This is a genomic window from Shewanella chilikensis, assembly GCF_037953065.1.
Taxonomy (GTDB): Bacteria; Pseudomonadota; Gammaproteobacteria; order Enterobacterales; family Shewanellaceae; genus Shewanella; species Shewanella chilikensis.
Window position 1 is genome coordinate 2,313,918 of sequence record NZ_CP149966.1, and the last position, 22,356, is coordinate 2,336,273.

Annotated in this window: 22 protein-coding genes; 13 read left to right on the forward strand and 9 right to left on the reverse strand. The window is 50.2% G+C overall.

Features of this window, described 5'->3' with window-relative positions; genetic code table 11:
• Nucleotides 1-745: 745 nt before the first annotated feature.
• The 4 genes from WKR14_RS10615 to WKR14_RS10630 form a co-directional block, all read right to left on the reverse strand.
• Nucleotides 746-2,383, reverse strand: coding sequence for a PepSY-associated TM helix domain-containing protein (locus WKR14_RS10615; protein ID WP_339087711.1), 1,638 nt, complete (start codon nt 2,381-2,383; stop codon nt 746-748).
• Entirely contained in the window at nt 2,384-2,671 is a 288-nt protein-coding gene (locus WKR14_RS10620) for a hypothetical protein (protein ID WP_028779881.1), read from the reverse strand.
• Nucleotides 2,668-2,925, reverse strand: coding sequence for a hypothetical protein (locus WKR14_RS10625; protein WP_224867494.1), 258 nt, complete (start codon nt 2,923-2,925; stop codon nt 2,668-2,670). The genes WKR14_RS10620 and WKR14_RS10625 overlap by 4 nt, the downstream gene beginning before the upstream one ends.
• A gap of 955 nt (nt 2,926-3,880) precedes the next feature.
• Nucleotides 3,881-5,158 (reverse strand): tyrosine-type recombinase/integrase, encoded by a 1,278-nt coding sequence (locus WKR14_RS10630; protein WP_101056343.1) that lies wholly within the window; start codon nt 5,156-5,158, stop codon nt 3,881-3,883.
• 506 nt (nt 5,159-5,664) lie between these two features.
• Here WKR14_RS10630 and WKR14_RS10635 point away from each other — a divergent pair.
• Complete coding sequence (locus WKR14_RS10635) at nt 5,665-7,242, forward strand: DUF3369 domain-containing protein (protein ID WP_165565067.1); 1,578 nt, start codon at nt 5,665-5,667, stop codon at nt 7,240-7,242.
• A gap of 36 nt (nt 7,243-7,278) precedes the next feature.
• Here WKR14_RS10635 and WKR14_RS10640 read toward each other — a convergent pair whose 3' ends face one another.
• The gene (locus WKR14_RS10640) at nt 7,279-7,740 is read right to left on the reverse strand and encodes a hypothetical protein (RefSeq protein ID WP_224867492.1); all 462 of its coding nucleotides are present in this window, start codon (nt 7,738-7,740) and stop codon (nt 7,279-7,281) included.
• A 265-nt stretch (nt 7,741-8,005) separates the two neighbouring features.
• On the opposite strand from WKR14_RS10640, the gene ccoN reads away from it, so the two are divergent.
• The 11 genes from ccoN (at nt 8,006) to ttcA (ending at nt 17,992) form a co-directional block, all read left to right on the forward strand.
• Nucleotides 8,006-9,442 (forward strand): cytochrome-c oxidase, cbb3-type subunit I, encoded by a 1,437-nt coding sequence (gene ccoN, locus WKR14_RS10645; RefSeq protein ID WP_028779894.1) that lies wholly within the window; start codon nt 8,006-8,008, stop codon nt 9,440-9,442.
• Between the two features lie 12 nt (nt 9,443-9,454).
• The gene (gene ccoO / locus WKR14_RS10650) at nt 9,455-10,060 is read left to right on the forward strand and encodes a cytochrome-c oxidase, cbb3-type subunit II (protein ID WP_025010382.1); all 606 of its coding nucleotides are present in this window, start codon (nt 9,455-9,457) and stop codon (nt 10,058-10,060) included.
• Nucleotides 10,061-10,070: 10 nt separating this feature from the next.
• On the forward strand, nt 10,071-10,247 hold the full coding sequence (locus WKR14_RS10655; protein ID WP_039032950.1) for a CcoQ/FixQ family Cbb3-type cytochrome c oxidase assembly chaperone: 177 nt from the start codon (nt 10,071-10,073) through the stop codon (nt 10,245-10,247).
• A gap of 5 nt (nt 10,248-10,252) precedes the next feature.
• Entirely contained in the window at nt 10,253-11,233 is a 981-nt protein-coding gene (gene ccoP, locus WKR14_RS10660; protein WP_101056347.1) for a cytochrome-c oxidase, cbb3-type subunit III, read from the forward strand.
• A gap of 104 nt (nt 11,234-11,337) precedes the next feature.
• On the forward strand, nt 11,338-11,817 hold the full coding sequence (locus WKR14_RS10665; protein WP_101056340.1) for a FixH family protein: 480 nt from the start codon (nt 11,338-11,340) through the stop codon (nt 11,815-11,817).
• Nucleotides 11,818-11,825: 8 nt separating this feature from the next.
• Nucleotides 11,826-14,222: a heavy metal translocating P-type ATPase gene (locus WKR14_RS10670; RefSeq protein WP_165565065.1), complete on the forward strand. Its 2,397-nt coding sequence runs from the start codon at nt 11,826-11,828 to the stop codon at nt 14,220-14,222.
• On the forward strand, nt 14,219-14,446 hold the full coding sequence (gene ccoS / locus WKR14_RS10675) for a cbb3-type cytochrome oxidase assembly protein CcoS (protein WP_101056338.1): 228 nt from the start codon (nt 14,219-14,221) through the stop codon (nt 14,444-14,446). Before WKR14_RS10670 ends, ccoS begins: the two co-directional genes overlap by 4 nt.
• Complete coding sequence (locus WKR14_RS10680; protein ID WP_101056337.1) at nt 14,436-15,128, forward strand: sulfite exporter TauE/SafE family protein; 693 nt, start codon at nt 14,436-14,438, stop codon at nt 15,126-15,128. The genes ccoS and WKR14_RS10680 overlap by 11 nt, the downstream gene beginning before the upstream one ends.
• Nucleotides 15,129-15,183: 55 nt before the next feature.
• The gene (gene etrA / locus WKR14_RS10685; protein WP_025010389.1) at nt 15,184-15,936 is read left to right on the forward strand and encodes an electron transport transcriptional regulator EtrA; all 753 of its coding nucleotides are present in this window, start codon (nt 15,184-15,186) and stop codon (nt 15,934-15,936) included.
• A gap of 89 nt (nt 15,937-16,025) precedes the next feature.
• Nucleotides 16,026-16,952 (forward strand): universal stress protein UspE, encoded by a 927-nt coding sequence (gene uspE, locus WKR14_RS10690; RefSeq protein WP_039032955.1) that lies wholly within the window; start codon nt 16,026-16,028, stop codon nt 16,950-16,952.
• 77 nt (nt 16,953-17,029) lie between these two features.
• Complete coding sequence (ttcA, locus tag WKR14_RS10695) at nt 17,030-17,992, forward strand: tRNA 2-thiocytidine(32) synthetase TtcA (protein WP_101056336.1); 963 nt, start codon at nt 17,030-17,032, stop codon at nt 17,990-17,992.
• A 175-nt stretch (nt 17,993-18,167) separates the two neighbouring features.
• On the opposite strand, the gene WKR14_RS10700 is transcribed toward ttcA, so the two are convergent.
• On the reverse strand, nt 18,168-18,629 hold the full coding sequence (locus WKR14_RS10700; protein WP_165565064.1) for a hypothetical protein: 462 nt from the start codon (nt 18,627-18,629) through the stop codon (nt 18,168-18,170).
• Nucleotides 18,630-18,818: 189 nt separating this feature from the next.
• On the opposite strand from WKR14_RS10700, the gene dgt reads away from it, so the two are divergent.
• Entirely contained in the window at nt 18,819-20,276 is a 1,458-nt protein-coding gene (dgt, locus tag WKR14_RS10705) for a dGTPase (RefSeq protein WP_335923051.1), read from the forward strand.
• A gap of 71 nt (nt 20,277-20,347) precedes the next feature.
• On the opposite strand, the gene WKR14_RS10710 is transcribed toward dgt, so the two are convergent.
• From WKR14_RS10710 to WKR14_RS10720, 3 genes are all read right to left on the reverse strand, one after another.
• Nucleotides 20,348-20,905, reverse strand: a complete 558-nt coding sequence (locus WKR14_RS10710) for a GGDEF domain-containing protein (RefSeq protein ID WP_339087712.1) — start codon at nt 20,903-20,905, stop codon at nt 20,348-20,350.
• A 135-nt stretch (nt 20,906-21,040) separates the two neighbouring features.
• Nucleotides 21,041-21,814, reverse strand: coding sequence for a transporter substrate-binding domain-containing protein (locus WKR14_RS10715; RefSeq protein WP_339087713.1), 774 nt, complete (start codon nt 21,812-21,814; stop codon nt 21,041-21,043).
• Between the two features lie 125 nt (nt 21,815-21,939).
• Nucleotides 21,940-22,212 (reverse strand): hypothetical protein, encoded by a 273-nt coding sequence (locus WKR14_RS10720; RefSeq protein WP_052247918.1) that lies wholly within the window; start codon nt 22,210-22,212, stop codon nt 21,940-21,942.
• Nucleotides 22,213-22,356: the final 144 nt, after the last annotated feature.

Below are 22,356 nucleotides of genomic sequence, written 5' to 3' on the forward strand. Positions count from 1 at the left end.
CGGGCTTTTTCGTATCTCGGTTTTGATGATAGCGATTAGCCTGGTATAGGCGGTTAGCGGATTGCTGGGTTTATAGCGCCGTCATGCAGGGTTCAAATCCTTGCTCCTTTGCCAAATTCAGAGAAGCCCGCTTGTGTAAACAGGCGGGCTTTTTCGTATCTCGGTTTTGATGATAGCGATTAGCCTGGTATAGGCGGTTAGCGGATTGCTGGGTTTATAGCGCCGTTATGCAGGGTTCAAATCCCGGCTCCTTCGCCATATTCAGAGAGGCCCGCTTGTGTAAACAGGCGGGCTTTTTCGTATCTCAGTTTTGATGATAGCGATTAGCCTGGTATAGGCGGTTAGCGGATTGCCGGGTTTATAGCGCCGTTATGCAGGGTTCAAATCCCGGCTCCTTCGCCATATTCAGAGAGGCCCGCTTGTGTAAACAGGCGGGCTTTTTCGTATCTCGGTTTTGATGATAGCGATTAGCCTGGTATAGGCGGTTAGCGGATTGCTGGGTTTATAGCGCCGTTATGCAGGGTTCAAATCCCGGCTCCTTCGCCATATTCAGAGAGGCCCGCTTGTGTAAACAGGCGGGCTTTTTCGTATCTCAGTTTTGATGATAGCGATTAGCCTGGTATAGGCGGTTAGCGGATTGCTGGGTTTATAGCGCCGTCATGCAGGGTTCAAATCCCTGCTCCTTTGCCAAATTCAAAGAGCCCCGCTCGCGGGGCTTGGTTATGGAATGATTCAAACTAACAGCTTAAGACTGAATACTGGTTTGCAGCGCAGCAATAGGCTGTTTTTGTGGTATGGCCCAGATACTGTCAGCCGGACCCTGGGTCGCTCGTTTAAAGGTTTTGAGCGCGCCAAAGGCAAAGATGGCGGCAAAACCGAATGCGGTAAGATCCACCGCCCAGGTGCCTGGGGTCTCCGGTGCCCAAATTTCAAGACCGGGGGCCAACAACGCCAGGATGGATGTCAGCGGCATTGCCAGACAGACCAGCGCCGATAGCGCTTGCAGTGTTACCGCGGCTCTGGCAGCACCACGCCAGAAAGCATAAGCCAGGGCGATAAGGAAACTGGCGTAGTAGCTCCACAGATACAGATGATTGATATTTTCTACATGAGCATATCCCCATTTACCCAGCAACATGGCCAGCGCAACGCCTAACATTGAACCCAAGCAAATTCCTACAGTAGCGGCTCCAAGGAGCCTGACTCTTCTTGGTTGCTCTGGAATGGGCTCCCCCTTGCGCTGTTTACTGCGGCGCTTTTCCAGCCAGAGCAGATTACCGCTGTAAAACAGCATGGCACCACTCATTCCGAGGAAAAAATAAAGCCAGCGACCGGGATAGCCGCCGTAGGAGCCAAAGTGCAGTCCAAAGAATACCGAAACCATCCGGCCCCAAACGCCTTCTTCCCCCGGAGTAAAGGTGCTGTTGCCCACCTCAAGGGTGTAGGGGTTGATATAAAGGAAGTCTCCTATCGGGCCGCGCATCAACGCTTCTTCGTTATACATGGCCATCCGGACCATGGGAGCCGGAGTATCCATGCCCACATAGGTCAAACTGAGTGCCTGATAACCGGGCGCGAAGCTTTCGGCCCGAGCAACCAGTTCTGTTACCGGGGGCAGGGTGCTCAGTGAGCGCACTTCGCCCTTGGGCGCTTCGCGGTTGAACATCGGCTTATCGCCATAAACAAACTGCCCCAAGGCGCCGTACAATTGATCGTGAAAGACAAACACCACCACGGTCAAACTGATAATGATATGAAATGGCAGGGCGGTGATGCCAAGCAAATTGTGGCTGTCGAGCCAAAAACGATTGGGGCCTTTCTTGCGCCTTAAGGCAAACAGCGTTTTCACCAGAGTTGGCAGCATGAAGATCACCCCGGAAACCAACGCCAGAAAATAGAGAATGCCGGCAACCCCCATAAAATAAGCACCGAGCTGCTCATGTCCCATATCACCGGGAATACCGCCGGTGCGGTGCAGCTCATCTATCAAGCGTGCCAGTTGGCTCTTGAGTTCCTTATGGGAGATGAGCTCACCTTGATTGCTTAAACTGGCATGCCAAAGCTCATCGCCCAGACCCCATTGCCGCTCACTGCCGGAGGCGTACCAACTCAAAGGCGAATGCTTGTCGCTGGCAAGATGAAGGCTGAAGCCCTTACTTAACTCAGGGTGCTGCGCTCTGGCTTCGCTGAGTAGTTTGTCCATCTGTTCCAGTTTCACCTGTGGCAAAATGGTTTGCGGTGGTGATGACCAGGCGGCAATCTCTTCCTTGAACATGGTCAGGGCGCCGGCATAAAAACCGATAAACAGTAAAATCCCGGCGAGTATGCCCACCCAGGTATGAAGTGTTTGATAAATTCTGAGAATATCGCTGCGGATCTGCATTTACTTAACCCACCATAGCAGCAGCCATGCAAGCACGTTGGCCGCCATTAGCCAGAAAATGGCGCGGCGGGCACTGTAGAACAAATAGCTGAAGCTGAAGAATGAAAGCCAGAGTGGCGCTATCAGCCACATATTGAATTGCACCTTATCTTTGGCATCTATTCCACCAGGCCCCACCCAGGCAAAGATACCACTGAGTGCCACTGCCAGGGCAAAGCCCAGCAAGGCGCCGGCAAGGGTTTTTCCCAGCCAGTCAGGACGGATTTTATCTTTTTTAATGGTTGTCATTCGTTGTCTCCCTTGAGCAGGGAAATGAAGGGCAGGGAGCCCAGCAGCATGGAAAGCAGCATTAGCCAAAAAAACAGCGCGGCTGAGGCCGTCAACAGTAACCCCCAACCGAGCAGAGTCAGCAGCAGTAATAAAGTGCCCAGCAGTTTGGCCTGCCAGGGCAAAGATTTGGCAAGCAATACCTGATGTTTACTGCCCAAATAGATAAGCAGCGAACCCAGGGTCATCGTCAGGATCAACAGGAGGTACCACATGAGTTGCGATGTCCGAAGAATTGGTTTGATAAAGAATCGCAACATAGCACAAGTACCAAACCTATCAAATGATATTTATTCCCATTTACAATTAGGGTCAGCTTAAATACAAGTTACTGATATCATAGATTAACCCTATTCAAATCGATGAGGAGTTTATGTGTTACTCCACATAAACCCTGAGGAAATAAAACCGGTGATGCAGCCCTTATGATCTCGGCAAGAAAGTTAAACAGCTATGTGGAGAAGGCACTTCATTTTTGATTGACGGCTGTTTTTTAAAAGATGCTGTAAGCCTTTTCTGGGAACATAGCCAAAGGAAAACCTAGTATGAAAAGCACAAAATCTCAGGAATGTCGTTCACTGTTCAAGACATTGTTGAAGTCACTGCGATTACCGGATCTATTTGACGGGCAAATGGAAACTTAACCTCTGGATGACTATGTTAAATAGAGTAAAGCGTCCGAGTTTCTGGTTGTTTCAGATCAGCCATCTAAAAGATGTAGAGACAATTGCGGTGCAGCAAGATTATCGGAAAACCCATAAGCTAGGCGGGAAACCATTAGCCAACCCGCTGGGCAATCAACTAGTCTTGATGACTGTCAGTAACAACCGAGTGTAGTTACAATCAAAGCAATGCGAAAAATTAGTCTCAAAAGTTGAAGCAAAACCCGAGTCAACACAACGAGAGTGGACTTAACTCAATTCAGGACATTCTTGCCGAGCATGTTTTACATGAAACAGCTCCATGATGCGGGTGCATGGATTTGTGGGGCAAACAGGGAAAGCAGAAAGGGTATGTAGATAGATTCACTCGGAACAAATTTAACATAATATACATTGTGCGCATTTGTATGTGTAGCTGTTTGAAATCTGAGGGTTATTACCGGTAATCCTTGGGTTTAAGGCGATTTCCTCCCTGAGCCACCTTAAACCTCTAAGCAATATTCTTGGATTAACTCTCAATTCCCTGAAGTCTATCCAGTGGCTTGGCGGATGCACTCTGGTGTCTTTCCTCTTGGCTGGTGTGCAGATACTGTGATGTTGTGTCTATGCTTTCATGACCGGCGTCGGCCTGCACATGGGATAAAGGTCGGCCATTGAGATTGATGTCATGGGTGATCCCTGTGTGGCGGATGCTGTGCGCAGTGAGCTGCCGCATTTCATTGGCTTCACGGATAAAGCCATCTTTCTCGGCATCGTCGGCGGCGCAGTTGATCAAAAACTGAATTTCATCCCGCAATTGACGTATGCCGAGGTTGGCATTGAGCTCGCCACTTTCCCGACCACGGCCGGCGGCTCGATGCCGTATAAACAGCGGCGTAGTTTCATTGGTTTCGGGATAATCGCTCAGCCCCAAATGGCGCCGATAACTTTGCAGTGATTGCAATAACGCCTTGGATACGGCTACGTTTCTGGCCTTGCCGCCTTTACTCCTGGGAATATGAAAATACCAGATACCGCTGTGATTATGGCGCTTGAATTGACTCATGGTTGGCGCATAACCGGCACGAGCGGCAATTTCCGAGATCCGCAGATAACAGCCGTACATCAGGTTAATCAAGAACAGACTGCGTTGATGTTGTGCCGGCTCGGCTTCTGCCAGGCGCTGTACACAAGTCACAAGATAAGACCATTGCAGCTCACTGAACACCTTGAGTTGCTCTTCGGCAGGATCCACCCTGAACTTACTCTTATTGGCAAAGCGACTGTGATTGAGCCAGAGTTGCGCCGGATTGCGCTCACAATATTCTTCGCTCATAAGATAAGTATAAAATGATGAAAGTATTGCAATTTTTGTCTTTAAGGCATTATCACTCAGGCTGTAAGGCAAAGGTTTGCCGAGCGCCTTGCGACCAATAAACGGCCGCCAGTTGGGATTGGGCTCCCGGCTTTGACTGAGCTTATCCGTCTTAAATTGCGCTACATTGAAATAACCCACTAATTCTGTCGGTGGCGCCTGGCAATAAGCCACGTAACGACCCATTTCCCGTCGGCCCATATTGGCGGCAGATATACCTGCAACATCGAAACACCAGTGAAAAAAGGTCGTCAACTCGCTGCGATAAGCCTTGTAGTTGTTCTCACAGTCTCTTTGTTCATAGAGCCAATCGGTTGCATGCTCAAGCAAGAGACCCGCATCGGCCACTTTACCTAGGCTTAATTGGGTAATATAGCTGTTGACCACAGGGTTACCCTGCAAAAGCAAGTCTGCGCGGTCAAACAGTGGCATGGCTCTTAATGGCTGATTGTCTTCCAAGGTAAAGCCTATTCTATAGCAATGATTATTATAGATTTTACCCTTTTTTGACTGATGCCGATAATGTTATTTATCGGCACTAACCTCTGTTTCACATTGACTGCACTGGCGATCGCAATGGACTCTTTGCTTACAGCACCAAAGGCACAATTGCCAAACCTGCTTTTTGGATTGACTGTCGAGACAACGAAAATCCGCCGCACATAACTCACCCTTGTGGATCAACTCAGCCAGTTTGCCGACGGGTATCGCCATGCAGACCTCCTGATCAGTTTTATACGGTATTGTTCTGCTGTTGGCTTTCATTCTTTTACCTCTGATAATGAGAATAATTCTCAATATAGTAGATCCTGACTCTACTGAAAATCCCCCTATCCCACCATCAGCTAATTTTGTGAACTATTGCTAGCCCTTCTCGATGCTTGGACTACACTTTTGATTGGTAAATCAAAACTATTCAAATGATTGGAGTCAGACCGATGCGGATTGACACGGCCAAGAAAGGCCCGTTATTTGCCTCTAAGACAGCTTCAGCCCCCACAGATAATCTGCCCCCTTGGAAAATACTTGTGGTGGATGATGAGCCTGATGTGCACACAGTGACTAAACTTGCCCTCTCCCGCTTTAAGCTGGATGGCCGAGGTTTGAGCTTTATCAACGCCTATAGTGGCGAACAAGCCAAAGAGATACTGCAAGGCGAAGAGGATGTCGCCGTCGCCTTTATTGATGTGGTGATGGAAAGCGATCATGCCGGGCTTGAGTTGGTACGTTGGATCCGTGAAAGGCAAAACAACAAAGCCATCAGGCTGATTTTGCGGACCGGCCAACCAGGACAGGCACCTGAAGACGATGTGATAGTCAACTATGATATCAATGACTATAAAGCCAAGGCCGAACTGGACTCCCGCAAACTGACAACCAGTGTTTACTCTGCCCTGCGCTCTTTCAGGGACATTACCGAAATTGAGCAAGCGCGGCAGATGCAGCTTAGTCATCGTCGTGGTTTGGAACGAGTATTGGAAGCCACCTCCGGTCTGTTTGAACTCCGCACTCTGCACAAGTTTGCTGATGGCTTGCTGACTCAGGTCGCCAACTTGTTGGAGTTAAAAGACACCACAACCATACTCGGTTGTAACGCTATGGATGCAGTGACTGAGCCCGGTGAAAACAAAAAAATTCAAATCATTGCCGCCACGGGCGAGTTTACCAACCACCACGAAAAGCCCTTGCCTGCAGAGATCCGCTCACTGATGGAAGAAGCTCTGAAAGAGCAGCGCTGTCTCTATCGTGATGACTGCTTTGTGGGCTACTTTCCGGCCAAGAATAACTGGGTCAATCTGCTTTATATGGATTCTGTCAGCCAGTTGACCGATCTGGATAAACAGCTTATCGATATTTTTGCCATCAACGTCGGGGTGGCGTTTGAAAACCTGTTGCTTAACCAGGAGGTGGAAGATACTCAGTCGGAGCTGATTCTACGTCTTGGCGATGTGGTGGAAAGCCGCTCCAAGGAAGCGGCCAATCATGTAAAACGTATGGCAGAATATTGCCACGCACTGGCACTACTTGCCGGTTTGCCGGAGACTGAAGCCGATTTGCTCAAGCGCGCTGCACCTATGCATGACATAGGAAAAATTGCCATTCCCGATAATGTGCTACTCAAACCGGGAAAACTGGACAATATTGAGTGGGATGTGATGCGCCAGCACCCGATAATCGGCCATCAGATCCTGGCCAATTCTGAGCGGCCCATTTTAAAGGCCGCCGGCACCATCGCCCTGCAACACCATGAGAAATACGATGGTAGTGGCTATCCCAGAGGCCTATCGGGTGAAGAGATCCACCCTTTTGCCAGAATCGTTGCCATTGCCGATGTGTTCGATGCCCTATCCCATGCCAGATGTTATAAGCCGGCCTGGCCGCTCGATGAGGTGCTGAGTGAGATGCAATCCTGCAGCGGCAACCATTTTGATCCGGACTTTTTAAAGCTGTTTATCGATAACATAGATGTTTTCATCAAAATCAAAAACAGCTGGCGTGATGACGCGGGATCTTGAGTTATTGCCAATGGCGCGTCAATAAGGTGATTCTTATTACTCTTGCTTGTGACGGTCAGCAAGAAAGTCGAACCAAGTGGAGTACTGTTCTGTACCTTGCTGCCAACTGACAAACACCCGCCATACCATATAACCACTGCTGCAGGAGCCAAAAATCAGCTGGCCCTCAAATGTTTCCCCTTCGGTGGCAGATGGCGTCATGGGAATGACGCCCATAAACATATCTCTGCCTTCTACACGAAGTTTGAGATTGGACACCGGGCGATCAAAGCCAAGCTGCCAGTGAATAGGCTTTTCGCTGGGGGCATATTCTGGGTTTAACATCAGAGAGATCTGCTGCTCGCCCAATTTCTTAACACAAGCAGACACGGAAAAATCACACAAACTGGGATCGCTGGCAGATTGGGTTGTGCTTGGAACTTGAGCCTGGTCACACCCAAGAAGCGCAAACAGGCTGAAAACGGCGCAAAATAGCTTGGAAAGAGTCACGCTATGCATAAAATTTCACCTTATGCTGCAAGGTGTTAACATTCTATGGTCAAGTTTGATCTGGATCAACAATGTGTCCGGCAGATTGGTATCTTTTTTGATGTAGCTCAAGTATCATTGCATCGCCTGACGTTTTATTCCAAATATGCAGGCCAAGCCATTGACACAAGAGTGTGACTCTCATAGGGGACGCCTTCACTCGAGTCATTTTATAACAGGTAAAGGCCAGTCCTTTACTGAACAACAAGTAAAAGTAATAAGCAGTGGAAGCAATATGATGAACCATTCCCAGCCAACAGGCGCTGATTACAATTACACCGTTGTCCGCCAATTTGCCTTAACCACAGTTTTGTGGGGCATTATTGGTATGTCATTAGGTGTACTTATCGCGGCTCAGTTAATCTGGCCACAGCTGAACTTTGAGACTCCTTGGTTAACTTTCAGTCGTTTAAGACCGTTACATACCAATGCTGTGATCTTTGCGTTCGGCACATCAGCCCTTTTCGCCACATCCTATTATGTCGTTCAACGCACCTGTCAGACCCGTCTGTTTGCACCTAAGCTGGCTGCATTCACGTTCTGGGGATGGCAAGCCATCATCCTTTCGGCCGTAATCACTCTGCCGCTGGGTATCACCAGCAGTAAAGAATATGCCGAACTGGAATGGCCGATTGATATCGCCATCGCCGTAGTCTGGATCGCTTATGCGACCGTGTTCTTCGGTACCATTATCAAACGAACCACTTCCCATATCTATGTGGCCAACTGGTTCTTTGGCGCCTTCATTATCACAGTAGCCGTACTGCACATAGTGAACTCCATGGCTGTTCCTGTCAGTCTGTGGAAATCATACTCGCTGTACAGTGGCGCCGTCGATGCCATGGTGCAATGGTGGTACGGCCATAACGCGGTAGGCTTCCTGCTGACTGCCGGTTTCCTCGGAATGATGTATTACTTCGTTCCCAAACAAGCCGGGCGTCCCGTTTACTCATATCGTCTGTCGATTGTCCACTTCTGGGCACTTATCGCCCTGTACATCTGGGCCGGTCCTCACCATCTGCATTACACCGCCCTGCCCGATTGGACTCAGTCTCTGGGTATGGTGATGTCACTGATCCTGTTCGCACCTTCTTGGGGCGGCATGATCAACGGTATCATGACCCTGTCCGGTGCTTGGCATAAACTGCGTACCGATCCGGTTCTGCGCTTCCTGGTGGTATCTCTGTCCTTCTACGGTATGTCTACCTTCGAAGGTCCTATGATGGCCATCAAGACAGTAAATGCTCTGTCTCACTACACCGACTGGACCATTGGTCACGTTCACTCTGGTGCACTTGGCTGGGTTGCCATGGTGTCTATCGGTTCTCTGTACCACCTGATCCCTGTGTTGTTTGGTCATGGCCGCATGTACTCAACCAAGCTGGTGAACCTGCACTTCTGGCTGGCGACTATCGGTACCGTACTTTATATCGTTGCCATGTGGATCTCCGGTGTAATGCAAGGTCTGATGTGGCGCGCAGTGAACGCAGACGGCACCCTGACTTACAGCTTTGTTGAAAGTCTGGAAGCCTCTTATCCGTTCTACTTCGTCCGCTTCCTGGGTGGTTGTTTCTTCGTAACGGGTATGCTGATCATGGCTTACAACGTGCTGCGCACTGTTTATGCCCCTAAAGACTCTCTGCCTGCCATCGCAGAAGCCAAAGCCGCATAAGGAGCAGTAACGATGAAATTCAATCATGAAATAGTTGAGAAGAACGTCGGCCTGCTGGGTATCTTCACTGTGATAGCCATCAGTATTGGTGGCCTGGTGCAGATCACGCCGCTTATCTTCCAAAAAGATACCACTGAGCCGGTAGCCGGTCTCAAGCCTTACACAGCCTTGCAGCTGGAAGGCCGTGATATCTATATCCGTGAAGGATGTAACAACTGTCACAGCCAAATGATCCGTCCGCTGCGTGCTGAAACCGAACGTTACGGTCACTATTCGGTTGCCGGTGAATCTGTTTGGGATCACCCCTTCTTGTGGGGTTCCAAGCGTACAGGTCCCGACTTGGCCCGTGTGGGTGGTCGTTACAGTGACAAATGGCATGAAGTTCACCTGATCGATCCCCGTGCAGTTGTTCCTCAGTCCAACATGCCTGCCTTCCCTTGGCTTGCTGAAAACACCCTTACAGGTGAATACACAGCCAAGAAAATGGAAGTGATGCGTGGTTTTGGTGTGCCATACGAAGATAAAGATATCGAAGGCGCCCAAAAAGCCGTTGAAGGCAAGACAGAACTGCAGGCGCTGATCGCTTATCTGCAGTCGCTGGGACACGCACTGAAATAAGGAGGCAAATATGGACTACGGCACTATACAAGGGATTATAACGCTGGTTTTGATCCTGGTTTTTGTCGGGATATTTGCTTGGGCATATAGCTCGCGTCGTCAAAAGCAATTCGACGAAGCAGCTAATCTGGTGTTTTCCGATGAGGAACAACACCAGAATGCGAAGGACTCAGGAGAACACAAATAATGTTAATGAGTAACTTCTGGAGTATCTGGATCACCGTACTCAGCTTACTGGTGATCGCAGGATGTTTTATTCTGCTACGGCTCTGCTCCAAAAACACCACGCCGGAGATTAAAGAAGGCGACCTGATGGACCACAGCTATGATGGTATTCAGGAGATCAACAACCCACTGCCTAAGTGGTGGAGCTATCTCTTTTATATCACCATCGTCTTTGGTCTGCTCTACCTGGTACTCTACCCTGGCCTGGGTAACTACAAAGGCCTGCTCGGCTGGAGTAGTTCCAACCAGAGCATAGGTACAGAGCAAGGCATCAAGGCCGACTCTGCCAAGGCGATTGCCGACGCAACAGAAGAAGGCCGTTGGGTGCAGTACGATCAGGAAGTGAAGCTTGCCGATGAGAAGTACGGCCCTATCTTTGAAGCCTATAAAGCAACGCCATTGGCCGAGCTGGTTAAGAACGAAGAAGCTCTCAAAGTAGGTGGCCGTCTGTTCCTGCAGAACTGTGCCCAGTGTCATGGCTCAGCAGGTCGTGGTGGCAAAGGCTTCCCCAACCTGACCGACGGTGACTGGTTGTACGGCGGTGAGTTGGAAACCATCAAGACCACCATAATGAACGGTCGTCACGGTATGATGCCACCTAAAGGTGGTCTGCCTATCGATGACAGCGAGATTGAAGGTTTGGCCGAATATGTGATTAGCCTGTCCGGTCGTGAACACGACGCGGCTTTGGCTGCCAAAGGCCAGGGTTCATTCATGAAGGGCTGTTTTGCCTGTCACGGTATGGACGCCAAAGGCAACAAGCTGATGGGTGCCCCTAACCTGACCGACAATGTCTGGCTCTACGGCGGCAGCCGTGGCGTGATAATGGAATCCATCAAGAACGGCCGCAGTGGCGTTATGCCACCTTGGAAAGACGTTCTCGGTGAAGAGAAAGTTCACGTTATCGCCGCTTACGTATACAGCTTGTCACATCAGGCAGAGAAGTAAGTTCGCTTGACTTTTCAAAGGCCTCGATAATTTCGGGGCCTTTGTTTTTAAAAAACCGCTTTCGCGATAGAATAGCCGCCCAAATAGAATAGTAGGTAAACAGTATGAGCGCTCCACAAGCCTGGTATAAGCAGTTCTGGCCTTGGTTTCTTATCGTTTTGCCCATGTGCGCCGTTATAGCCAGTTTTGCCACTTTGCGTATTGCCCTCACCAACTCCGATTCCCTGGTTGCCGACGACTACTATAAAAACGGCAAGGCAATTAACCAGGACATCCACAAAATTCAATATGCCCGTCAACTGGGGATGCAGTTTTCTCTTGAATGGCATAATGGTGAACTCCTGATAACCCAACACGGTGGCCCGGAATATCTGGCGGCAATGAATCTGGAGTTTTACCACCCTACTCTGGCAGAAAAGGATTTTACCCAAATGCTGACGGCTGATGCCTCCAAGGTCTATCGCTATATCCCCAGTGAGTCGCTTGATGGCGCCTGGGTTGTGCGAATCGAAGGATTTGACCGTAAATGGCGTTTGCAGCAAAGACTGCAGATAGAAGCGGATAAAACCTACTGGCTCAATTGAGTGCTGTCATGACACATACAGTCTGTTTTCATTGTGGGGAGCCCGTGACCACGGGTATGCAGTTCAGTACAGTGATTGATGGTCAGGCTCAGCCCATGTGTTGTCTTGGCTGTCAGGCAGTGGCTCAGGCCATCATGGATGCCGGACTGACCAATTACTATAAATTTCGCTCCGAACCCGGCAGCAGGCAAAACGCTCTGGTGCCGGACGAGCTCAAGACCTTCAGTGCCTACGATCTTCCCGAAGTGCAACAGGATTTTGTGCACGATCAGGGCAATCAAACCTCAGTCTCGCTATCGATTGACGGCATTACCTGTGCCGCCTGCGCCTGGCTCATCGAGCATAAAGTCAAACAGTTGCCCGGCATAGATTCGGTGCAGGTTAACTCCACCACCCAAAGGGCCTTGATAAGTTGGCGTCCAGCCGACATCAAACTGTCTGAAATACTTAATCAAATCGGCCGTATCGGTTATCAGGCGGCGCCGTATCAGTTAGATGATCAGGAAGTTCAGAGTAAAAAGAACAGCCGTAAGTTTCTGCTGAGGCTTGGCTTGGCGGGCTTTGCTACCATGCAGGTGATGATGTTCGCCCTGGCGCTGTACGCCGGTTACTTTACCGGGCTTGAGGTGGAATATCGCGACTATTTCCGCTGGGTGAGCATGATGTTTGCCGCACCTGTGGTGTTCTATTCGGCGCAGCCTTTCTATTTCAGTGCCCTGCGGGCCTTGCTCGCAGGCAGGCTCAATATGGATGTGTCTGTCTCCATCGCCATCTGCGGCGCTTATATCGCCAGCTGTATTGCGACAATACAAGGCACAGGCGAAGTCTATTTCGAGTCTGTGTCCATGTTCACCTTCTTCCTGTTGCTTGGGCGCTATTTTGAACAGGCGGCGCGACAGAAAGCCTCGGTCAGTTCGAGTAACCTGCATAAGTTGGTGCCCTTGACCGCCCAACGTATTGTGGATGATGGCAGCAACGAAGAGATCCCCGCCAAACGCCTGCAAATAGACGACTTGGTGCTGGTAAGGCCGGGGGAAGTGATCCCCGCCGACGGCTCGGTTGAGCACGGCCATTCTGCGGTCAACGAGGCCATGCTTACCGGCGAGCAGATGCCGCAGAGCAAACAGCCTGGAGACCAGGTTTATGCCGGTACCATCAACCAGGATCAACCACTGAAAGTACGGGTGAACGCCATAGGCCAGGATCAACTGGTGGCAGAAATCATCCGCTTGCAGGAGCTGGCCTCCAATAACAAACCCGCTGTCGCTATGACGGCCGATAAGCTGTCGCGTTATTTCACCGGCACCATACTCAGCATAGCGGCTATCACTTATCTGGTGTGGCACCAGTTCTCCCCCGAAGATGCTTTCTGGGTCACCCTGTCTGTATTGGTAGCTACCTGCCCATGCGCGCTGGCCTTGGCAACCCCGACGGCAGTGACCTGCGCCACTGCGCTGTTTACTCGCCTGGGGGTGATTACCCGTAAAGCGGGAGTGTTTGAAAAGTTGCCGCAAATTGATGCTGTCGTCTTTGACAAGACAGGCACCCTGACCTGTGGCAATCTGACCTTGTTGGAGACCCGCATCACCAAAGGCCGTGAGGCTGAGTATAGCGAGTTGCAGGTACAACAATTGGCGGCAGCGCTCGAAGCAGGTTCATTGCATCCAATAGCCCTGGCTTTTAGCCCTTATGGCGGCGCACTTGCAGCGGAAGACGTGCATCATCAGGTGGCTCGCGGCATTAGTGGTAAGATCAATGGCCGTGATTTTAAGATAGGAAACGCCGAGTTTGTCGGAATTGAGCTTGCCCCGAGCGAGCAGCAACAGGTGTTCCTCGCCGATGAGCAAGGCTTGGTGGCCAGTTTTATTTTGCAAGATAGGCTCAGAGAAGACGCCAAAGATACTGTGGATGCGCTCAAGGCAAACAATATCCGTCTGGCGATTGCCAGTGGTGATACCCGGCCCCATGTCGAGTCCCTGGCTCGGCAAGTGGGCATAGCTGAAGTGCACGCAGACATGAGCCCGGCAGCCAAACTCGACTATGTACGCCGTTTGCAACAACAACATAAGGTGGCCATGTTCGGCGATGGCATCAATGATGCCCCTGTGCTTGCCGGCGCCGATCTCTCTATCGCCATGGGCAGTGGCACGGCGCTGGCGAAAAACAGTGCCGATCTGATTCTGCTTGGCGACCATCTATGGCGTTTTACCCAAGCCATAGCGGTTGCTCGCAAAGCCAATCGTATCATTCGCCAAAATCTTGCCTGGGCTTTGGGATATAACCTTCTTATACTGCCTCTGGCCGTAACTGGTCATGTTGCACCATATATCGCCGCCATCGGCATGTCGGCCAGTTCGCTGATCGTTGTCAGCAACAGCCTCAGACTTCTCAGGGTCCGCTTATGAGTATTATCTACGTACTAATCCCCATTGCCATGTTGTTTGTGCTGATTGCTGTTGGTGTGTTCTTCTGGGCGGTAAAATCGGATCAATTTGATGATCTCGAGCGCCACAGTGTGTCGATTCTGTTTGATGAGGAACCAACGAACAGCAAGACTCAACAGGAACAGACTCAAACGGCTGAAGCTCAAGTCACTCAAGCTCCTCAGGATAGAGGCAATGGAATATAACCTCACCGGCGCCTTTTTGGTGGGCCTGATGGGAGCCGGGCACTGCTTTGGTATGTGCGGTGGTTTGGTGGGCGCCTTTTCCAGCCAGCTTCCCGCCGCCCGTCGAGGCCAGAATCCGCTGGCGCAACAACTCTCGTTTCTGCTTCCCTATAATCTTGGCCGTATTCTCAGTTACAGCTTGGCCGGCGCTTTGGTGGGCGGTTCTGCCGCCGGGCTTGGCATGCTGTTTGATATTGATATTTATCTCTTGGTGCTCAGGCTCATTGCCGGTGTGATGATGATCGCCATGGGTCTTTATATTGCCCGCATTTGGGTAGGGCTGGTGCAGATTGAGCGCCTGGGTCAGGGATTGTGGCGTTTACTTAAACCATTGTCCCAAAAAGTGTTACCCGTGACTCACCCCGGGCAGGCTTTATTGGCTGGTATGGTATGGGGCTGGCTACCTTGTGGCCTGGTATACAGTACTCTTACTTGGGCCGTAGCCAGTGGCAGCGCCAGCCAGGGCGCGCTTATTATGCTTTGTTTCGGTTTGGGAACATTACCTGCCCTGCTCAGCGCCGGTGTTGCCGCCAAGGCGCTGGCCGACTGGGCTCAAAAGCGCGCCGTACGCTTGATTGCCGGTTTACTCTTGGTTGGATTCGGGATCCAAACACTCTATATTGCTCTGGCTCAGCTCGACTAGCCGGGGTCAGTGAATTGGTTTAACATGGGAAGAGTCGCTTTACTTGAGAAAGACTATGACAATAGACAACAACAAGCATCGTCGCCCTGCTGCCGGGGGCTGTACCATTCATTGTCATGATTGCAGCATGGGGACCTTGTGTATTCCCTTTACGCTCAACACCAATGAGTTGGATCAGCTTGACAATATTATCGAACGCAAGAAACCCATTCAGAAGGGTGAACAGCTGTTCAAGTCCGGAGATCCACTAAAGTCTCTATATGCTATTCGATCCGGAACGATTAAAAGCTATACCATCACAGAACAGGGTGATGAGCAGATCACCGGCTTCCATCTGGCCGGTGATGTCATAGGCTTTGACGGTATCCATGCCCAATCACACCAGAGTTTTGCCCAGGCCCTGGAAACCTCTATGGTCTGTGAAATCCCCTTCAATACTTTGGACGAACTCTCAGGCACCATGCCCAAACTCAGGCAGCAGATCATGCGCCTGATGAGTAATGAAATCATGAGTGACCAAGGGATGATCCTGCTGCTAAGCAAAAAGAATGCCGAGGAACGCCTGGCCGCTTTCATCAGTAACCTTGCGGCCCGATTCGGTAGCCGCGGCTTCTCTCCCAGAGAATTTCGCCTCACCATGACCCGCGGTGATATAGGCAACTATCTCGGTCTCACAGTGGAAACCATCAGTCGTTTGTTGGGACGGTTCCAAAAGGCCGGACTAATTGAAGTGAAAGGCAAATATATCACTATACTGGATCTGGAAGAGCTCGACAGGTTGGCTGGAGCTGCCCGGATAGCAAGATAGCAAGCGATTCAATATATTGATCTCAAGCAATACAAATCACAGCCAATATCGCATGATATAGGTATATCCTGCGGAATAAGGAAAAAGCCATGAGGGACTATCAAAAGCTATTGGTCGTAGTCGACCCCACATCAGAACAGCAGCCTGCTCTTGCCCGAGCGGTGGAACTCGCCACCCGCAGCAAGGCCAAGATCACTGTGTTTCTGTCTATCTTTGATTTCTCCTATGAAATGACCTCAATTCTTTCCAATCAGGAACGTGAGGCCATGCGTCAAGGGGTGATTAACCAACGTAAAGCCTGGATTGCCGATCTGCTAAAACCACACCAGCAAGCCGGACTCGAGATAGACAGTGAAGTACTGTGGCACAACCGCCCGTTTGAGAGCATCATCAACTTTGCCATTCAGGGAGAATATGACCTGATAGTCAAAGGCACCCATGAGCACGACAAACTCAAAGCGGTTATTTTCACCCCCACCGACTGGCACTTGTTGCGTAAGGCTCCCGTGCCTGTGTTGCTGGTAAAACAGCATGACTGGCCGGTAAAAGGTAAAATTCTCTGCGCCGTCAACGTTGCCTCTGAAGATGAAGAACATCAATCCCTGAACGGCAAGATCATTGAGCATGCTCAGGAACTTGCAGCCAAGTTCGATGCCGAGGTGCACCTGGTTAACGGTTATCCTGGAACTCCGGTCAACCTGGCGATTGAACTGCCGGACTTTGATGCTCATACCTACAACGAAACCATTCGCATGCAGCACGAGCAACGGGTCAATTATTTGGCCAATAGCTACGGGGTCGATACCGCCCACTGCCACGTGAAAGAAGGTCTGCCTGAGGATGTTATCCCTGAGCTGGCAGAACAATTGGACGCCGAATTGGTCGTTCTCGGCACTGTGGGTCGTACCGGATTCTCTGCCGCGCTTATCGGCAACACAGCAGAACACGTGATAGATTCGGTCAACTGCGATCTGCTGGCGGTAAAACCCGACGGTTATAAGTCGCCTCTGGCCTGAGTCGCCCCTTTACCCGACCGGCTTTAGCTGGAATAATACGCGCCCTGAACCATAGTGTTACTGGGCGCTTATTTTTTATGTCTGAAGTTATGCAAGAGCTGGATAAGAAACAAATCACTCGTCTCAACAAACTGCAAAAGCGTTTACGCCGCGAAGTCGGCAGCGCCATTGCCGATTACAATATGATTGAAGAAGGCGATCGCGTGATGTGCTGCCTCTCCGGCGGCAAGGACAGCTATGCCATGCTGGACATTTTGTTGAACCTGCAGCAGCGGGCGCCTGTGCAGTTTGAAATTGTCGCCGTCAACCTGGATCAGAAACAGCCCGGCTTCCCGGAAGAAGTGTTGCCGGCCTATCTGGATAGTTTAGGTGTGGCTTATCATATTCTAGAAAAAGATACTTATTCGATAGTTAAAGATAAGATCCCCGAAGGCAAGACCACCTGCTCGCTTTGTTCCAGGCTGCGCCGCGGTACCCTTTATGGGTTTGCCCAGCGAATAGGTGCCACCAAGATAGCGCTTGGCCATCACAGAGATGACATCATAGAAACCTTGTTCCTCAACATGTTCTATGGTGGCAAGATGAAGGCCATGCCACCCAAGCTGTTATCGGATGACGGTGCCAATATGGTGATCCGCCCCCTCGCCTATTGCCGCGAAAAAGACATTGCCGAATACGCCAAGCTGAAAGCCTTCCCTATCATTCCTTGCAACCTTTGCGGCTCCCAGGAAAACCTCAAGCGCGCCGAGGTTAAGAATATGCTCAAGCTGTGGGACAAACAGTTCCCCGGCCGCATTGAAACCATCTTTACTGCGATGCAAAATACTGCGCCATCCCAAGGCGTTGATAGAAACGTGTTTGACTTTATGGCACTGGAGCGTAATCCGGATGCTCCTGCCAGCGGGGAAGTTGCCGAAGCCGATTTGCCTGCCTTTGACTTTATGGATGTCAGCAACAGCGGCCATATCGATCTCGATAATGCAGCCAAACATGCAGACTCGAGTCAGCGTATAGAAGTAGTGGGTGTCTATCAGCCCTGATCAAGCAATTATCCGAACAAGCCGCCTTTGCTTGTTCGGAGCCATTACTGCATCTTACGACGGTCATTAAAAATACGAAATACCGCCAGCAGCTGAATGGCTTTGCGCCGAATAGCGAATTTCAGCAGCAATGGGGCTGGAACAAATCTGCCCCATCCCCTGCAACTTGGCTGGATTATTGACTACGGTGGAACTTGGCGTCCTGATCGAGACACCACTGAGCCGAAGAACTCTTGTCTTCATTGGGGCGTCCGGTTAACAGCTCTCCCTGTTCATTGATGTAATAGACAAAAGCTTTGGCATCACCCAGCTCATCCCAATACAGCATGGCTTCATCTGCTTCAAGGCCTTCGCAAGTCGTGATTTTGTCTCCAATGGATTCAACATAAGCACTGCCCTTTATCTGACTCAGCGGCACGCCTGTACATTGGTTATTATCATAGAGGTTAGCCACACTATAGTAGCGGTTTTCCTCAAAACGCATGACAAACTCCTTACCCAGTTTTTCGTCACTGAGACAACCGGTTGTCCACTCCCCTTTGAGTCTGTCCGGCATGGTATCATCGCCATGGAACACCAGGAAACCAAGCGTCGCCGCTAAAATAAGCAGCAACATCACACTTAAAGACTTGAGCATCAACACTTCTCTGACAAAGGATTTGTCAGGATAGTACTCTGCGATAGTCAACGACGCTACCGAACTCATCGCAAATTTACATTGAGTGTCACAAATTGGCTCCATGGGATAAACTGTGGCACATTGACGTAATGCAAAAATTGCGGATCTTTTCTTTTTCAGCCAACCACTTATTTGGAGGTTTTCTCGGTGTCATCCACATTTTCTGAGATAGATTTTCGCCGTAAAATGACTGCACAACGCCCGTTTGGCAAAGCGGACGCTCGGGTCGAGAATCCAGAAAAATTGCAGCTGGCACTGGAGAGTGACCGCGGCCGTATCATCAACTCGGCCGCCATTCGCCGCCTACAGCAAAAGACTCAGGTATTCCCGCTGGAGCGCAATGCCGCGGTACGAAGCCGCTTGACACATTCGTTGGAAGTACAACAAGTTGGGCGCTTTATCGCACAAAGGATATTTAGGTACCTGGGGCCGGATGCTGAGCTATACGGTCTGCAGGAGTTGGAGCGGCAACTGGAAACCCTGGTGGAAATGAGTTGTCTGATGCATGACGTCGGTAATCCCCCCTTTGGTCACTTCGGTGAGGCCGCTATCAGTCATTGGTTCAGTCAGAATCTTACCTCTCTTGTCCCTTCGGGTTTCGATTCCGAATATCCTGAATTAATTCAAGATTTATCTCACTTTGAAGGTAATGCCCAAGGCATACGCTTGATCCACACCTTGCTAGGGCTCAACCTCACCTACAGTCAATTGGCTGGTATTTTGAAATACACCCGCCCGGGCACGCTCGTGAAAGATAAAGCCAGCCCTGAGCATAGCTATCTGATGAAAAAAGTTGGTTATTATGCCAGTGAATCCATGTTTATTGCCGAACTGACACAAGCCATGGAAATGGCGCCCGGTTGTCGTCACCCAGTGAGTTATATCATGGAGGCTGCCGATGATATTTCATACTGCCTTGCTGACATTGAAGATGCGGTGGAAAAAGGCATCATAGCGTTGGATACCCTAAAACAGAGTTTGATAGCCGAATACCAGCGGCAAATTGCGGTCAAGCAAGACGCTCTCGGGCACCAGGACTTCATGAGCAAATCGATTGAAGCGGCAGACAGCAGCGCCCGCCATCTGGCAATCAACCAACAAAGCCAGTTCTTTACTTTCCTCAGGGTTCGGCTGATCCACCCTTTGGTCAACCATGCTGCCAAGCGCTTTATCGACAATATTGATGCCGTGTACCACGGCAACCTGAACGAGTCGCTGCTCGAGGATGGCGGCTATGAGCACGCCATTACAGAAACCCTCAAGCAAGTCGCTATCAAACAGGTATTTTGTCACCGGGAAGTGGAAAAACTTGAACTGCAGGGATACAGGATAATCACAGGGTTACTGGACAACTATCGCTCCCTGCTGGCATTGAGCGAAGATGAGTTTAGCAAACTGGTACAAGGCCTGCCCAAGACTGCGCTTATCGAAACCCGGCTATTCCATAAGCTGCCGGGTAAACACTTGGCCACCTATAAAAGAGCCATTGAAGCTAATCAGTATCCTGAGTTTTATCACAGGTGCCGTTTGCTGCAGGATTATATCAGCGGGATGACAGATCAATATGCTCTGGATGAGTACAGGCTGCTTATGGTACTTGACTGAGTCTGATCTTGATAATGGCTATTAAAATTTAGTTGCATAAGAACCAGGCCCCAGGGGGCCAACAGCTATTATCAGAAACGTCGGAACAGCAGATCGTTACGCCCGGACGCCTTAACCTGATACATCAAGCGATCGGCATCGGCAAGTACCGAAAGCGGATCACGCTGTCCCGGACCGGCGTATACGGCTCCTATGCTGATACTGAGTGGCAGTTCGCCCACTTTAGTCGGAAATGGGGCTCGGCCCACGGACAACAATAAACTCCTGGCTAGCTTTTGGGTCGCGCTCTCTGCCATTCCCAACTGCAGGATACAGAACTCCTCGCCGCCTACCCGGGCAAATACGGCACCTTCCGGCAAGAGCGTTGCCACCCTCTGTACCAGTTGGCAGATGAGTTCATCCCCCACCAGATGGCCATAACTGTCATTGATCCTTTTGAAATCATCAATATCAAACAACAATAGGGTTAAACTATCGTAACTGCGGCTGTCGCAAGCTTGTTCCAATGCCTCCATAAATGCCCGCCGGTTGGTTATTCCTGTCAGACTATCGGTTGCCGCCAAATGAACCAACTCTGCGTTAACCGCTTCCAGTTCTGCAGTGCGGATAGCCACAGTGCGACGAAGCATAAATACGTAGCTTATGACTGCCAGAAAAAGCAAAGCCAAAACAACATGCAATAGATAGCGAGGATAAACCGTTTCCACATACATCCAACGATTAAGGATCCTTTGGTACTCGGCATCAGGAATGCGCGCTAATCCTTACCGAATTTCTTCCTGTAAAGTGACATTCCCCTCTTTGACGGCTGAGCGAATTTGAGCACTGTAGAGATGACGAACCGGAACAAAAAGTGTGGGCTCTTGCGAGGTATACAGGTAGAAATTCGCAACCTGCAGATCAGCAACAAAGGCCTTCAAACTCCCCGCTACTGCACTTTTGAGCATCAGCTCGTTACTGGCATAGACAATTAAGCTGGTATTTGGAAACTCTCGACGAACGAAAGCCTCTTCATAGCCGCCGCTGACAACTCCCACTTTACCGCCGCTATCCAGATAACGATCAGGTTCTGTACCAAGCAGTGCCTGGTTGAAGAACAGTTGGCTCTCAATGCCAAGTAGTCCCTGGGCATAATCAAGATAATGCTCTCTTTCCTGAGACCAAAGCAATCCGGCATGAATATCGGCTTGGCCGTTGCGAACCAAATCCAGCGAATGTTGCCAATCGGTCAATATGAAGCGGATTTTGACTCGATTGGCTTTGGCATATTCTCGCCAAATATCCACTAACATGCCGCTGGGTTCACCGGCATCATTCCGGTAAGAAAATGGTTTCCAGGAACCTGAGTTGGTGACAACAAGCTCTCTGATGGGAACTTCACTCTGACCGTTATCCGCTTGCTCTGCAGCCAGGCTTTCGCCAACTACCAATAACAGAGGCAGAAAAATAAGCCTTGTTTGACTTTGACATAGTCGAGACAAAGGAACCGACAACAGCTGAAGCCAAGGAGTAAGTGAGACAATAACAGCAAGTTTCATCAGGCCGGAATATCCTTTCAAGGCTCGACATTGGCGGGTCATACCCAGGTCGTACACCCAAGTTCAAAAACGGCCACCAGGAACACAAAATACTAACATTGAAACAGGCATTCCGGCATCAACTTTCAGCAACGGCGGATCCGTACCACCTTCATGGTTTCCATCTCAAATCCGGCTACTATGGTGGTTTGGGGATAATAATCGACCGATACTCTGGCACCTTTGAGCGAACGATATTTTTTGGGGCGTTTAAAACGAAATGGTGCATCGCAATTTTCCAACATCAGTGTGTGTTGGATCCAGTCGCCTTCATCCCTTTGGGTATGGGAGACAACCGTCTTATCTTCGGTGTGATAAAGTGGTGAGTGTTTCTCTGTCAATACGTCAGCTATTGTCATAATGCATTTACCTCCGATAGGTCGCTTCTGACTATGTATCCAAGGTCCTGACGGGCCCGACCTTGCCCGTCCAGCTCGGGCAGTAGCTTCACCTTTTGCTTCCATTCCTTTTAAAGCAAATGCGAGAGACCTGGCTGTAAAGTC